Origin of the sequence: Prevotella sp. P5-108 (genome assembly GCF_002251385.1) — a bacterium.
Lineage (GTDB): Bacteria > Bacteroidota > Bacteroidia > Bacteroidales > Bacteroidaceae > Prevotella.
Genome location: NZ_NPJJ01000032.1, coordinates 1 through 14,300, shown reverse-complemented (window position 1 = coordinate 14,300; position 14,300 = coordinate 1). Strand labels below are relative to the sequence as shown.

General features: G+C 46.6%; 13 protein-coding genes and 2 tRNA genes. 13 read left to right on the top strand and 2 right to left on the bottom strand.

Annotated features, from left to right (window positions below; genetic code table 11):
• Window positions 1–93: 93 nt before the first annotated feature.
• On the bottom strand, window positions 94–1,314 hold the full coding sequence (locus tag CIK95_RS05715) for a site-specific integrase (RefSeq protein WP_094466504.1): 1,221 nt from the start codon (window positions 1,312–1,314) through the stop codon (window positions 94–96).
• A gap of 45 nt (window positions 1,315–1,359) precedes the next feature.
• Window positions 1,360–1,668 (bottom strand): hypothetical protein, encoded by a 309-nt coding sequence (locus CIK95_RS12805; RefSeq protein ID WP_144007751.1) that lies wholly within the window; start codon window positions 1,666–1,668, stop codon window positions 1,360–1,362.
• Window positions 1,669–1,920: 252 nt separating this feature from the next.
• Between CIK95_RS12805 and CIK95_RS05705 the strand changes: the two genes are divergently transcribed.
• The 13 genes from CIK95_RS05705 to CIK95_RS05645 all read left to right on the top strand — a co-directional run bounded on the left by CIK95_RS05705 (window position 1,921) and on the right by CIK95_RS05645 (window position 14,214).
• Window positions 1,921–2,008: transfer RNA gene (locus CIK95_RS05705), tRNA-Ser, on the top strand.
• Window positions 2,009–2,038: 30 nt separating this feature from the next.
• Window positions 2,039–2,110: transfer RNA gene (locus CIK95_RS05700), tRNA-Glu, on the top strand.
• Window positions 2,111–2,794: 684 nt separating this feature from the next.
• Window positions 2,795–3,067 carry a hypothetical protein gene (locus CIK95_RS05695; protein WP_094466502.1) on the top strand — a complete coding sequence of 91 codons (273 nt, stop codon included), beginning with the start codon at window positions 2,795–2,797 and terminating at the stop codon, window positions 3,065–3,067.
• A gap of 9 nt (window positions 3,068–3,076) precedes the next feature.
• Window positions 3,077–3,790 carry a hypothetical protein gene (locus tag CIK95_RS05690; RefSeq protein WP_144007750.1) on the top strand — a complete coding sequence of 238 codons (714 nt, stop codon included), beginning with the start codon at window positions 3,077–3,079 and terminating at the stop codon, window positions 3,788–3,790.
• 154 nt (window positions 3,791–3,944) lie between these two features.
• Entirely contained in the window at window positions 3,945–5,264 is a 1,320-nt protein-coding gene (locus CIK95_RS05685) for a UDP binding domain-containing protein (RefSeq protein WP_094466500.1), read from the top strand.
• 22 nt (window positions 5,265–5,286) lie between these two features.
• Window positions 5,287–6,462, top strand: a complete 1,176-nt coding sequence (locus CIK95_RS05680; protein ID WP_094466499.1) for a galactokinase family protein — start codon at window positions 5,287–5,289, stop codon at window positions 6,460–6,462.
• Window positions 6,463–6,473: 11 nt separating this feature from the next.
• Window positions 6,474–7,211, top strand: coding sequence for a nucleotidyltransferase family protein (locus CIK95_RS05675; RefSeq protein ID WP_094466498.1), 738 nt, complete (start codon window positions 6,474–6,476; stop codon window positions 7,209–7,211).
• A 6-nt stretch (window positions 7,212–7,217) separates the two neighbouring features.
• On the top strand, window positions 7,218–8,273 hold the full coding sequence (locus CIK95_RS05670; RefSeq protein ID WP_094466497.1) for an NAD-dependent epimerase/dehydratase family protein: 1,056 nt from the start codon (window positions 7,218–7,220) through the stop codon (window positions 8,271–8,273).
• Between the two features lie 83 nt (window positions 8,274–8,356).
• Window positions 8,357–9,532, top strand: a complete 1,176-nt coding sequence (gene wecB, locus CIK95_RS05665) for a non-hydrolyzing UDP-N-acetylglucosamine 2-epimerase (protein WP_094466496.1) — start codon at window positions 8,357–8,359, stop codon at window positions 9,530–9,532.
• 55 nt (window positions 9,533–9,587) lie between these two features.
• On the top strand, window positions 9,588–10,811 hold the full coding sequence (locus tag CIK95_RS05660; RefSeq protein WP_094466495.1) for a nucleotide sugar dehydrogenase: 1,224 nt from the start codon (window positions 9,588–9,590) through the stop codon (window positions 10,809–10,811).
• 405 nt (window positions 10,812–11,216) lie between these two features.
• On the top strand, window positions 11,217–12,197 hold the full coding sequence (locus CIK95_RS05655; RefSeq protein ID WP_094466494.1) for an acyltransferase family protein: 981 nt from the start codon (window positions 11,217–11,219) through the stop codon (window positions 12,195–12,197).
• Between the two features lie 102 nt (window positions 12,198–12,299).
• The gene (locus CIK95_RS05650; RefSeq protein ID WP_094466493.1) at window positions 12,300–13,616 is read left to right on the top strand and encodes an oligosaccharide flippase family protein; all 1,317 of its coding nucleotides are present in this window, start codon (window positions 12,300–12,302) and stop codon (window positions 13,614–13,616) included.
• A 1-nt stretch (window position 13,617) separates the two neighbouring features.
• On the top strand, window positions 13,618–14,214 hold the full coding sequence (locus tag CIK95_RS05645) for a hypothetical protein (protein WP_094466492.1): 597 nt from the start codon (window positions 13,618–13,620) through the stop codon (window positions 14,212–14,214).
• Window positions 14,215–14,300 lie beyond the last annotated feature (86 nt).

The window sequence follows — 14,300 nt, the reverse complement described above, 5'->3', positions numbered from 1 at the left end:
TTGTGTACCAATAGGATGAGGCTGCGTGCTTCGCATTGCTCATAACTGCCGACACGGGTGTGAGTGTATGTCGTCGGTCTGTCTCCTGCCCGTTTATTTCCCCATGCTTATCCTGCGAATGATGCGGTTGTTGGCTTCGTCTATGCGTGCGGTGTCGATGGAGTCGAGGTAGATTTGGGTGGTGCGGTAGGACTGGTGGCCCATGCCCTCGCTGATGATGGCGATGGAGAAATTCATATTGCGCGCAATGCTTGCCCACGAGTGTCGCGCCACATAGGTGGTGAGCGGAATCTTGAGTCCGGCAGCCACCCCGATGCTCTTCAGTGCCCTGTTGATACACTCTTCCCGGTTGCGGTATTGCTTGTATTCAGTGCCGTCGGTTCGGGTGATGATGGGCAGCAGATAAGGCGTGTTGCGGGTGAGGTGGGCATATCTGTCTATGATGTCCTGCAGCGCCCGATGCCACGCGATGGTCAGGTGCTGGTTGGTTTTTCGTCGGCAGTAGCTCAGCATGCCATACTTCAGGTCTGCCTTGCGCAGGAAAGCCATATCCACAAACGACATGCCACGCATATAGAAGCTGAACATAAACATATCGCGCGCCAGTGCTTGCGCGGGCTTTCCTGATAGGTCGAGCCGTTCGATGCGCCTTATCTGGCTCTCGGTGATGGCACGCTTTGTCGTCTTCACATACGACAGACGCACTTTGGCAAATAGCTGACGGTCTTCCATCAGATGCTCGTCGATAGCCTTGCGTGTCAGCGTGTTGAGCGTGCGCAAATAAAATCTGATGGAGTTCTGCTTCAGCCCGCGATGGGTCATCCAGGCTTCGTATTGCTCCATCATTTTTTGCGTGAGCTCGGTGAACGTGAGGTCATTGTCGCTTCGGAATTCTCGGAAGCTGCGCAGAGTGTTGGTATAGGTCCTCGCGGTGCCGAAGCGCTTCATTTCCCGCTTCCTGTCTATCTGCTTCTGTATGAAGTCGAACACGGTGACACACTCCGGCAGATGCTCAAACGCCTGGAAGAGCATCTCGATGGTATAGTCCATGGTCTCCGTTTCCATCTGTCTGATGATTCGCTTCCGTTGTTCCATCTCCCAGATTACCGACGATTGTATCAGCCGCAGCTGACAGTCTCTTTCTCGATTGCCGGTGAGCGTGATGGAGGCTGTGTGACGGTTCCATTCGTTGGCACGGATGAGGTGTTTTGTCGTAATCCATCTCACGTTGCGCTTGTGAATGACCTGGTAACACAGAGTACCCTCCTTTTCATCTTTCGATGAAGTCCTGAATTTCAATTTAATAGTTGCCATAGTTGTTAGAGTTTATTACAGGCGTCGTAAGTGTAACGCCTCACTCTATAAAACGGCAGAGGTCTGCACAAAGTATTTGTCTGCCTCGGTGAATGTCTCTTCCGTCACCCGCGCGCGCTGCGTGGCGGGTGGGGGAGTATGCTCCAGGAAGCGCAGGGTAAATGCGCTGGACGCAGAGATGGTCATAAATCTCGCAGAGTTAATCATAATACTTGCAGAGGTAATCATAATTCTCGCAGAGGTAATCATAATTCTTGCAGAGTCGGTCATAATTTTTGCAAAGTTAATCATAATTCTTGCAGAGTTAATCATAAATTTTGCAGAGATACCCTCCACGATTCCGTCGATGGTCATTTCTGCTTACAAATACGCTTTTGGGGCGTATGTATCCGATGCGGAGCTTTGGCAATGTAAATCGCCCAATGGCAATGTTAAAAATAAGTTTAATACAACTCTATGAAACTTAGCTAATTGTAGGCAGCAAGCCGCTGAAGCATTAAAAATATTCAAAAAAAGAATGGAAAATGTTTGGAAGTTTCAGAAATAGTTAGTACCTTTGCATCGCATTTGAGAACAATGCTCGGTTAAAGGAAACTTGAACCCCCAGGAAGGATGGGTGAGTGGCTGAAACCACCAGTTTGCTAAACTGACGTACGGGTTTACCGTACCGGGGGTTCGAATCCCCCTCCTTCCGCAGCAAACGTTCTCCATGATGCGACCTAACGCTCGGTTCATCTAACGGTTAGGATACAAGATTCTCAATCTTGGCATAAGGGTTCGATTCCCTTACCGAGTACAAAAATCAGGCTTTGCCACTCAGGCAGAGCCTTTTTTCATGTCATATACTTTTGCTATTACAAAGAAAACCGACTATCATCACGATAACCGGTTTTAAAACAAACTACTTAAAAACTAATCTACTAAAACAAATTAAAGTAAATACTTTCACCATATCACATGGATCCCATATTTTTTGCAAAGATAAGGATAATTATTATAATAACAATGAAAAATGGTGGAAAAAATATAAAACATTTACATTTTTTATCGTTGTGGTGTCAAAAACGTACTTATTGCGCCGTAAAAGTTATCATTCGTAATATTGCCGTAATACAAATGTAACATCATCTTGTGTTTCGCCGACGCCCAAGACACCTTATAGAATCCTGATGGCGATGGCAGATGTGACGACGACCAATCCTGGCGTGGCAGCGGTTGCTGGCAGAAGGGTAGGGAACGGTCCCTCGTTTTTCGGCTCAGCTGCTTTTCACGGTTGATGCTGCTCGAGGCCATTGATGAAGTGTCGCCAGTCTGTACATCAAGCCCCACTTTTTTCCGATGCTCGTCTGTCTGTCTATATATATAATAATGTATAGGCAGTCGTGGCTGCCATCCCCCCTGTCTGCCTGCTGTATAAAAATGCAGGAAACGAAAATATTTCTTTAGCATTTTTTCTTTAAGTGGAATAAAAGTGTTAACTTTGCCAAATGAGACTGCGCCGCTTGCGGCGTTTGTCGATACAGTTAGAGAAGACGGCAATATTTTATTGGAACGTAAGGTTATGACAATTGTGATTGTCGGGCTATATCTCAACTGGACTGATTTTTTTAATATTTATGTTATTGTGAACAAGGTCGTTGCACTATCGGCGTTATTCTCTGATACGGGGATTGCCGACAATGATAGCGCTCGTCTGCCGCTCCACAATAGAGTAGTGAACGACACGCTTTTCATCATCAATGACATAAAATAGAACGAGGAAATGACGCAGGATTGCTCTATCACTCTTTCTATAGCCGACGAAAACAGTGGTGTAACCTCCTGTTTTCCAAAGGGCATCCACGTTACCGAAGCCGAGTTGTCATCGGGGTCGGGAATAGAAAATGTATCATCTTGCGCCTCCCCCAGCATGGCTTCTGCGCCATTGTCAGAAGCTCCCTGGGGATATGTCCATATCCATAACAAACAGGTCGAACTCTTCAAGCGTCAGGTCGACGCCTACAATGCCGCCCACCCCGAGGCGCGGCACGAGTGTTTTGTCCACTATTCATACAAATACAAACCGAAAGCCAACGGCAAGGGTGTTGTCAAGAAACTCTTGCCTACTATCAACGGTCTGGTATTCCTGCAGGGCCATACGGCTGAACTGCAGCAGTTCCTCAGTACCTATCATCCTCAAACTCATCTCATTAAGAACTGTAGTACAGGACATCCTGCGGTTATCTCCCATCGCATGATGCAACCCTTCATGCAGGCCATTACCGGTCATCCCGACAATGTCTCCTTCCTGCGCGACCCCTTTGTCAAGTTTGCCAAGGACCACGTCAAGCTGCGTGTCCTCACCGGTCTCTTCAAGGGATTGGAAGGCTACATCGTACGCATCGACCGCGACCGCCAGCTCGTCATGGAGTTTGCCGGCTACGCCGTAGCCATCCGTGGTGTCCACAACGAAGATTTTGAGGTTGTGGAAGGCTGAACTCACCCAACCCCTGTTTATATATATAATAAGGTGTAAACAAAGACGGTCATCACGGTGACCGACGAAAACCATTAGAACAGCTACTACCACCCTCGCTACAGCCTTGGCCAGACCATCCCCTTTCAGCACAACTTTTATCTCAATTTATTATATGCGTAATTTTGCAGACATACGTGTCGCCGTTGCCGGAACCGGTTACGTCGGCCTGAGTATTGCCACGCTGCTTTCGCAGCACCACCGTGTCACGGCTGTTGACGTGATACCCGAGAAGGTGGAGAAGATCAACAACCGTATCTCACCCATCCAGGACGACTATATAGAGCGCTACCTGGCCGAGAAGCCGCTGCTGCTCACCGCCACCCTCGACGGCCGCCGGGCCTATGCCGACGCCGACTTCGTGGTCATTGCCGCCCCGACCAACTACGACCCCGTAAAGAACTATTTTGACACCAGCCATGTCGAAGAAGTCATCGACCTGGTGTTGGAGGTCAATCCCGATGCCGTCATGGTCATCAAGTCCACCATCCCCGTGGGCTACACCCGCAGCCTCTACCTGAAGTACGCCCAGCGCGGCGTGAAGAAACTGAACCTGCTCTTCTCGCCCGAGTTCCTGCGTGAGAGCAAGGCCCTCTACGACAACCTCTATCCCAGTCGCATCATCGTGGGCTACCCCAAGATCATGTCGCATCCCGACTTTGCCGATGAGAACCGCGCCATCGAGTCGGTCACCGATGTGGAGATGCTCAAGGATGCCGCCCGCACCTTCGCCGCCCTCCTCCAGGAAGGCGCGCTCAAGCCCGATGTGGACACCCTCTTCATGGGCATGAAGGAGGCCGAGGCCGTGAAGCTCTTCGCCAACACCTACCTCGCCCTCCGCGTGAGCTACTTCAATGAACTTGACACTTACGCAGAAGTGAAAGGTCTCGACTCAAAAGCCATCATCGAGGGCGTTGGTCTGGACCCCCGCATCGGCAGCCACTACAACAACCCCTCGTTCGGCTACGGCGGCTACTGCCTGCCCAAGGACACCAAGCAGCTGCTGGCCAACTACCAGGACGTGCCGCAGAACATGATGACCGCCATCGTGGAGTCCAACCGCACCCGCAAGGACTACATCGCCGACGCCGTGCTGCGCAAGGCCGGCTACTACAACGAGAACGCCGTGTGGGACGCCACCAAGGAACACGAGTGCGTCATCGGCGTCTACCGCCTCACGATGAAGTCCAACTCCGACAACTTCCGGCAGTCAGCCATCCAGGGCATCATGAAGCGCATCAAGGCCAAGGGCGCCGAGGTCATCATCTACGAACCCACGCTCGAAGACGGCACCAGCTTCTTCGGCAGCCAGGTCGTGAACAGCCTCGACGAGTTCAAGCGCCGCTCCAAAGCCATCATCGCCAACCGCTACGACGAGAACCTCGACGACGTGGCCGGCAAGGTATACACCCGCGACATCTTCGGCCGCGACTGACCCCATAACCCCCGCAACGACTATGCTACAATGTGAAGAGAAGTTCTTTGAACTCTACCATAAGGATCCCGAAGGCATGGCCTTCTGTCCTTACCGCGTGTGCCCCATCGGCGCCCACAGCGACCACCAGTTGGGCAAGATTACCGGCCTGGCCATCGACCGCGGCATCCATCTTGCCTACAAACCCAAGCACAACGGCGTCATCGAGCTCTGTTCGCTCCAGTTTGACAAGCGCGCCCAGTGGCACATCCACAGCGTGCCCGAGGTGCGCCAGAACGACTGGGCCGACTACCTGCGCGGCGCCACCCTCGAGCTCGGCATGCGCCATCCGCTCAGCGTCGGCCTCTGCGGTGTCATCCAGGGCACCCTGCCCATCGGCGGCCTGTCGTCATCGGCAGCCGTGACGCTCGTCTACCTCAGCGCCCTCTGCCGTGTGAACGGCATCAGCCTCACCGACCTCGAGATGATAGAGATGGCCGTGGCTGTGGAGAACCGCTATGTGGGCGTAAGCTCCGGCAAGCTCGACCAGAGCTGCGAGCTCTTCTCGCGTAAGGACCATCTGCTCTACCTCGACACCCTCGACGACCACTATGAGCTCATCCCCACCCATCCCGCGATGAAGCCCTACGCCATAGCCATCTTCTTCAGCGGTGTGGAGCGCACCCTCGCCGGCAGCAAGTTCAACATGCGCGTGGACGAGTGCCGCAGCGCCGCCTACGCCCTCAAGGCCTTCGCCGGCATGGAGTACGGCAAGTTCGGCGATACCCACCTGCGTGAGGTCCCCGTCGAGGTGTTCCTCGAGTACCGCCACCGCCTGCCCGAGAACTGGGCCAAGCGAGCCGAACACTGGTACACCGAGTTCGCCCGCGTGGAACAGGGCGCCGAAGCCTGGCGCCGCGGCGACCTCGACTCCTTCGGCCGTCTGAGCTTCGAGAGCGGCCACTCGAGCATCTACAACTACGAGACCGGCTCACCCGAACTGAAGACCCTCTACGACATCATGACCCATACCGACGGCATCTACGGCGGCCGCTTCTCCGGCGCCGGTTTCAAGGGATGCTGCATGGCCCTCATCGACCCCGCCTACAGCGAGAGCATCGGGCGCCAGGTGGAAGAACAGTACCTGCGCGCCTTCCCCCAGCTCAAGGGCAAATACCAGTACGTCGTCTGCCACAGCGCCGACGGCCTAATCCTCTAAAGAAAACAACAATGAAGTGTCTTATTCTTGCGGCAGGCTATGCCACCCGGCTCTATCCCCTGACCGAAAACTTCCCCAAGCCCCTCCTCAAGGTGCAGGACAAGACCATCCTGGACTGGCTCGTCGACGACATCGACGGCGCCGGCCTTGTCGACGAATACATCGTAATCAGCAACCACAAGTTTGCCCACCACTTCCAGGAGTGGGCGGCAGGCAAACGCCAGAAGGTCACCGTGGTCGATGACGGCACGTCGACCAATGAGACCCGCCTCGGCGCCGTGTGCGACATCCGCTTTGCCGTGGACAGCCTCGGCCTTACAGGCGACATGCTCGTCATCGCCGGCGACAATGTGCTCGACTTCAGTCTGCAGCACTTCGTGCGCTATGCCGACGCCAAGCGTACCAGCTGCGTGATGCGCTTCGAAGAACCTAATGATGAACGCCTCCACAAGTGCGGCGTGCTCGAAATCGACGACAATGACCGCATCATGTCCATGGAGGAGAAGCCCGCCCAGCCCAAGAGCCACTGGGTGTGCCCGCCCTTCTACTACTACACCGCTGAAGATGCCGCCCGCATCCCTGCAGCCATCGCCGACGGCTGCGGCACCGACGCCCCCGGCAGCTTCATCGCCTGGCTCTGCCGCCATACCGCCGTCCATGCCATGGAGATGCCCGGCCGCCGCTATGACATCGGCAATCTGCAGAGCTATGAGGAAGTACAACAACAATATCCTGGAATCGTCAAGTAAACAGCAATGGTAGAATACAATGTAATCCTCGAGGGCAAGACCGTCCTCGTCACAGGCGCCGCCGGCTTTATCGGCAGCAACCTTGTCAAGCGCCTGTTCCATGATGTCAAGGACATCAAGGTGATCGGCATCGACAGCATCACCGACTACTATGATGTCAACATCAAGTATGAACGCCTGAAGGATATAGAGTCGCTGCAGCGCGACTGGACCTTCGTCCATGCCTCCATCGCCGACAAGGCAGCCGTGGAGGACATCTTCACGCACAACCATATATCCGTAGTCGTCAACCTCGCCGCCCAGGCAGGCGTGCGCTACAGCATCACCAATCCAGACGCCTATATCCAGAGTAACCTCATCGGTTTCTACAACATCCTCGAGGCGTGCCGCCACCACGAAGTGGAACATCTGGTCTATGCCTCATCCTCTTCCGTCTATGGCAGCAACAAGAAGGTGCCCTATTCGACAGACGACAAGGTGGACAACCCCGTAAGCCTCTACGCCGCCACGAAGAAGAGCAACGAGCTGATGGCCCATGCCTACTCGAAGCTCTACAACATCCCCTCGACCGGCCTCCGCTTCTTTACCGTCTATGGCCCCGCCGGTCGTCCCGACATGGCTTACTTCGGCTTTACCAACAAACTGGTGAAAGGCGAGACCATCAAGATTTTCAACTATGGCAACTGCAAGCGCGACTTCACCTATGTTGACGATATCGTGGAGGGAGTGGTGCGCATCATGCAGCACGCCCCTGAGAAGCAGAACGGCGAGGACGGACTGCCCATCCCACCATACAAGGTGTACAACATCGGCAACAACTCGCCCGAAAACCTCCTCGACTTTGTGACCATCCTGCAGGAAGAGCTGGTCCGTGCAGGAGTTCTCCCTAAAGACTATGACTTTGAATCTCATAAGGAACTTGTACCTATGCAGCCCGGTGATGTACCAGTAACTTATGCTGATACAACCCCATTAGAGAAGGACTTCGGCTTCAAGCCCAATACCAGCTTGAGAGAAGGCTTGAGGAGATTTGCTGAGTGGTATGCTGGATATTACAAATAGGTTTAGGGAGAGGATGATGGAAATGGTGTCTTTAGGAAGATAAACCATAATTATACAACATGTAAACACATTGTCAATATAATATGAAAACAGTAATGCTTGTATTCGGAACCCGTCCAGAGGCTATTAAGATGTGTCCTCTTGTCAAGGAGTTCCAGAAACATACGGAAGATTTTAAAACCGTAGTGTGTGTGACAGGGCAGCATCGTGAAATGCTTGACCAAGTGCTAACTATTTTTGATGTGAAACCTGACTATGATTTGAATATCATGAAACAAGGACAGGACTTGTATGACGTGACAGCTCGTGTTCTTACTGGTATGCGTGATGTATTTAAGGAATGCAAGCCTGATGTCGTGCTGGTGCATGGCGATACTACTACGTCAACAGCATCTGCCCTTGCTGCTTTCTATCAGCAGATTCCAGTCGGTCACGTAGAGGCTGGATTGCGCACCCATAATATTTATAGCCCCTGGCCCGAAGAGATGAATCGTCAGATAACAGGGCGTGTTGCCGAGTATAACTTTGCTCCGACACCATTGTCAGAAAAGAATTTGCTCGAAGAGAAGGCTCATGGTAAGGTTTATGTTACGGGTAATACCGTAATAGATGCATTGCATATGGTTGTTGACAAGCTCAACAATGATGCAGCACTTGCCAAGGAGCAGGACGAGATTCTTTTTCAGGCTGGTTATGATGTTGCTCGTCTTGACCATGGCAAGAAGTTAGTGCTGATTACCGGACATCGCCGTGAGAATTTTGGTGATGGATTTATCCGTATGGTAACTGCCATGAAGGACCTCTCGGAGAAGTATCCTGATGTTGATTTCGTCTATCCTATGCACCTTAATCCCAATGTGCGTAAGCCTATTCATGAAGTATTTGGTGAGGACTTGACTCGCCCTAATTTCTTCTTCATAGAGCCATTGCAGTATCTGGAGTTTGTGCATCTTATGTCTAAGGCGGCCATCGTTCTCACTGATTCAGGTGGCATTCAGGAAGAAGCCCCAGGTCTTGGCAAGCCCGTACTCGTAATGCGTGATACCACCGAGCGTCCCGAGGCTCTCAAGTCAGGTACCGTACATCTTGTAGGTACCGATTATGAAAAGATTATGAACGAGGTTAGCACCCTTCTTGATGATGTCGAGGCATACGCTAAGATGTCGCAGGCAGTCAATCCTTATGGCGACGGACAGGCTTGCCGCCGGATTGTAGAGATTCTTGCAGGCAAGGGAACAGACCGCTATGATGTTTGCTAATCCCAATGAATTTAAGTAGAAGCAATTATTATTATATTATTTTAGCGTAAGAATTATGATTAACGTAATTGGTTTGGGCTATATAGGACTCCCTACAGCCCTTATGATGGCCTCTCATGGTGTAGAGGTAGTTGGTACTGACTATAACAAGAAACTTGTCGACACTCTCAACGCTGGTCGCACCACTTTTAAGGAGGATGGTCTTGACGAACTCTTCCAAGATGCAGTTAAGGCCGGTATCAAATTTACTACAGAGTATCAGAAGACAGACATGTATATAGTATCTGTTCCTACTCCTTATGACAAGTTCTCAAAAAAAGTTGATGCTTGCTATGTAGTGGCAGCAGTTAAGGAGGTAATGAAGATTTGCCCTAAGGGTGCAACCGTTGTTATCGAATCAACTGTTAGTCCTGGTACTATGGACAATTTCGTCCGTCCTGTAGTCGAAGCTAATGGCTTCAAGATTGGTGAGGATTTACACCTTGTTCATGCTCCGGAGCGTATCATTCCAGGAAACATGGTATATGAACTTCTTCACAACAATCGTACTATCGGTGCAGACTCTAAGGAGATTGGTGAGAAAGTAAAGCAGTACTATTCCTCATTCTGTCAGGGAGAAATCGTCGTAACCGACATCCGTTCTGCAGAGATGACTAAGGTTGTAGAGAATACTTTCCGTGCTGTCAATATTGCCTTCGCTAACGAACTCGCTCGTATCTGCCGTCATGACAATATGGATGTTTACGAAATTATTAAGATCTGCAACATGCATCCTCGCGTAAACATCCTCCAGCCTGGTCCTGGCGTAGGTGGTCATTGCATTTCTGTTGACCCTTGGTTCCTCGTTGGCGACTACCCACGTCTTGCTAAGGTTATCGATGAGTCTATGAAAACCAACGATAGCCAACCAGAGTTCGTTCTTAATCGCATCCATGAGATTATGAAGGAGAACAACATTGATAACAACCGTAAGGTAGGCCTCTATGGACTCACCTACAAGGAGAATGTTGACGACTATCGCGAGTCACCAACCCTCCAGATGCTTGAACTTCAGGAGCGCCACTTGGCACGTCCTCTCAAGTGTTATGATCCATTCCTTGAAGGTAACAAGATTGCTGAAAACCAATACGACTCATTCGATGAGTTCCTTGCAGATGTAGATATGGTAGTAATCATGGTTAAGCACGATCATATTAAGCAGAACTGGGATAAATTGAAAGGCAAGGTTGTGCTCGATTGCTTCAACATCTGTCCTCTTGAGGGTGTATATCATATCTAAAAATGAGACAATGGAATTCTTTCTTATGGACATATTGGATGCTGTCAAATATCTAAAAGTGCTGTAAAAACTCTGACGGATTAATTCCTCAATCTTTCAGTTGTTATTATTGCGGAATAACAAATCATATTGAAAGGCGAGAAAGAGAGCATAACGCAGAATATTTTGACTATGTTAAAGTAAAGACTGTTCAAGGTGCAAAAGATTTGGAAGTGTAGATGCATGCAGAAGGTTTTGATATGGGAGATAAGTTAGGTAATGGATCAGAAAATTCTGTATATGTCTATGTATACAAAAAAGGAAGAAATACAATTGAATAATTAGTGGTTAGTGCGTGCACAAGTGGAGCATTATGCTTATGGTGCGATACCATCACGCACTTCAATAGTTTTTATATAAAATAACATGGGAATTAATTATAGAAATCAAATGGGGGGGGGAAAATCCTCTACCATATCTGCAATTCGATTTATATCAATGTTATTAATCGTCACTTGTCACATATTTCAATATTATGACAATCCTTTGTGTAGATGGTTAAATGTCGGCGTGCAGATTTTCTTTATAATAAGTGGCTTCCTCTATGCGTCGAAAACAATCTATGATCCAATCGATTTTTTCAAGAAACAGATAAGAAAAATATTACCTTCTTATTATGTGTTTTTGGTTTTTGCGATTATTATGTACGTTGTTTTCTGCAGAGATATCCTAACTGTTTCAACTGTTATAAAGTCTTTATTTTGCGTAGGGACAATAAAGGGGCTAGGTCATTTGTGGTTTGTTGGTTATATTTTGTTTTGCTACTTCTTAACTCCTTATTTATGTAGTTTTCGTGATAGCATAAAAGAAAAGAAAATGCTTACGAAGATTGTATATTATATAGGGTTGATACTTTTCGTACAGGTAATAGGATTCTTGTTGTCATCATATTTTCTGCCTGATAGAATAGCATGTTATATAATAGGCTTTGTACTTGCAGACCTTTATAGAACTTTGACAAGGTTAGAGTCAGTAATTATGGATGGAATCCTTATTCTAATCGGCATTGTGTTAAATGTAATAAGAGGATATATGGAATATAATGGAATTGAGATTTCACAAACATTAGTAAATGCATATGTAAGATATGCTCACCTATTTTTGGGACTTTCTATTTTTCTAATATTAAAAATAATACTTGCAAATATTAAATACAACTATTTATATAATTGGAGCGATAAATATTCGTACCATTTTTACATTGTACATTTACTTTTTATACTAAGTCCATTTACGTTAATGAATGTAACTGGGTTCGCACCGATAAATTGTGTTTTGGCTGTCTTTGCATCTTTAATTAGTGCCGTTATATTGTTTCAAGTTACGAGTATTGTAGCTAAAAAATAAGTTGAGGCCAAAGACATGACGGTTGTTTTTTTGCAAAAGGATATTCTTAAAAACTTAAGGTAAGCCGGCTGCTATATAAATACATGGTCTTTAATTTTTGTCATGAATAAAAGGTTTAAATTACTAATAAAAAAAATAGCAAATAACAAAATAGGAAAAAGAATTGCGTCCGGGGCATTCTGGTCTTTAACTGGTTCTGTATTTGCAAAATTCTTGGTGCTCGTATCAGGTATAATATGTGCACATATTCTAAGTAAGGAAGAATATGGACAGTTTGGCATTGTAAGATCAACTATAAATTTGTTTGTAACTGTAGGATCTGCAGGCATGGGTGTCACTGCTGCTAAGTATATTTCGGAATTTATGGCAAGCGATAGAAAAAAAATTCCGAGTATATACTGCTTAACAAATGGATTCGCATTTTTTACAGGATTGATAATAACTCTTTTAATTTTAATATTCTCATCCGACATTGCTGCATTTATATTAAAAAGCCCGGAACTTGCGCCTTCATTACGCATTGGAGCGTTATTATTATTTGTTACAATAATAAATGGAGCACAGAATGGCACTCTGTCTGGACTTGAAAATTTTAAGGCAATCGCTATAAATACCTTGTATGGAAGCATTGCAGAATCAGTATTCATGTTGATTGGTGCTTACTATTGGGGAGTATTTGGTGCAGTTCTCGGATTTGGTTTAGGCTATATTGTGATATTTTTAACAAACGCGGTATCTATAAAAAAGTCATTTAGAAGTGTCAATATTATAATTGTAAGATTCCGTATATCTAGAGAGCATATTAGCTTACTTTATAAATTCAGTTTACCGGCAGCCTTAGCTTCTTGCATTACCGCACCCACATTTTTTATAGTTAGAGCTATGTTAACACGGTTTGCCAGTTTCGAGGAACTCGCAATATATGAAGTCGCTGATCAGTGGAGAATAATAATAATGTTTATTCCTGCTTCTATTTCACAAATCGTGCTACCTATATTATCAAGTATTTCATCAAGTAATAATGACACATATTGGAAAGTGTTCAAAATAAATGTATTGATTAATGTAACTGTTGCTGCCATTGTAACTCTATTTGTTTCTATATTCAGTAAAAAAATTATGAGTCTATATGGCGAGGATTATACCCAAAACCAATCAACATTAATTATTCTATCTTTGTCTACGATTTTTTCGGCAATTTGTAATGTTGTAGGAGCTGCATTGCAAAGTAAAGCTAAGACTTGGGTCGGTTTTTCATTTAATGCTATGTGGGCTGTACTTATTATATTCATTAGCTATGTCTGCTTAATCCAAGGATATGGAGCAAGTTCAATTTCAATAGCTTTCTTCTTATCATATATAGTTCTTGCATTAGGACAAATTTTATTTCTAAAATATATTTTAGTCACAAAAGAATAATATGGAATATTTGTTGTCATACGATATTGATCCTGTAGCGCTATTTACTATAGTACTTGTTACTGTGCTTGTAGGAGCATTTGCAATATATAGAATAGAAAACTATCGATTTAGGTTGTTGATAGCAATTATGCTTTTCAGCGTATTTTTCTATTCTGGATATGGAATTTCCTACACACAAGTAGATAATGTTTATATAAGTAAATACATAATTTTTATAATTTGTTTATGCGTTCCATTTCTATTGGCCAATAAAACAATAAAAGAACGTTGTGGGTATTCAGAATTAGATATGTTTATGATTTCGCATCAAAATATTGTAAAAAAATTAGCGTATCTGTTTTTGGTGTTTTATTTTATACCACTCATCTATCCGGAGTTTAAATTATTTAAGATTTTCTCAGGTTCGTTGTTTTCCATCGAGAATCTTTGGGAAGATAGATGGTCTTACCGTGAGAATTCCTTAATCCTTATGATAGATGCGTTTAAAATATTCCTTCAGCCGTTTTTTTTCATATATCTCACGCTGATGCAGGAAAAAGGAACAAAAAATAGAGTTGTGGTTTTATTGTATACCACTCATCTATCCGGAGTTTAAATTATTTAAGATTTTCTCAGGTTCGTTGTTTTCCATCGAGAATCTTTGGGAAGATAGATGGTCTTACCGTGAGAATTCCTTAATCC

Excerpts from the sequence above, each read along its gene's own strand:
- CIK95_RS05715 (WP_094466504.1), bottom strand. The coding sequence starts at position 1,314 with ATGGCAACTATTAAATTGAAATTCAGGACTTCATCGAAAGATGAAAAG.
- CIK95_RS12805 (WP_144007751.1), bottom strand. The coding sequence starts at position 1,668 with ATGACCATCGACGGAATCGTGGAGGGTATCTCTGCAAAATTTATGATT.
- CIK95_RS05690 (WP_144007750.1), top strand. The coding sequence starts at position 3,077 with ATGACGCAGGATTGCTCTATCACTCTTTCTATAGCCGACGAAAACAGT.
- CIK95_RS05685 (WP_094466500.1), top strand. The coding sequence starts at position 3,945 with ATGCGTAATTTTGCAGACATACGTGTCGCCGTTGCCGGAACCGGTTAC.
- CIK95_RS05680 (WP_094466499.1), top strand. The coding sequence starts at position 5,287 with ATGCTACAATGTGAAGAGAAGTTCTTTGAACTCTACCATAAGGATCCC.
- CIK95_RS05675 (WP_094466498.1), top strand. The coding sequence starts at position 6,474 with ATGAAGTGTCTTATTCTTGCGGCAGGCTATGCCACCCGGCTCTATCCC.
- CIK95_RS05670 (WP_094466497.1), top strand. The coding sequence starts at position 7,218 with ATGGTAGAATACAATGTAATCCTCGAGGGCAAGACCGTCCTCGTCACA.
- wecB (WP_094466496.1), top strand. The coding sequence starts at position 8,357 with ATGAAAACAGTAATGCTTGTATTCGGAACCCGTCCAGAGGCTATTAAG.
- CIK95_RS05660 (WP_094466495.1), top strand. The coding sequence starts at position 9,588 with ATGATTAACGTAATTGGTTTGGGCTATATAGGACTCCCTACAGCCCTT.
- CIK95_RS05655 (WP_094466494.1), top strand. The coding sequence starts at position 11,217 with ATGGGAATTAATTATAGAAATCAAATGGGGGGGGGAAAATCCTCTACC.
- CIK95_RS05650 (WP_094466493.1), top strand. The coding sequence starts at position 12,300 with ATGAATAAAAGGTTTAAATTACTAATAAAAAAAATAGCAAATAACAAA.
- CIK95_RS05645 (WP_094466492.1), top strand. The coding sequence starts at position 13,618 with ATGGAATATTTGTTGTCATACGATATTGATCCTGTAGCGCTATTTACT.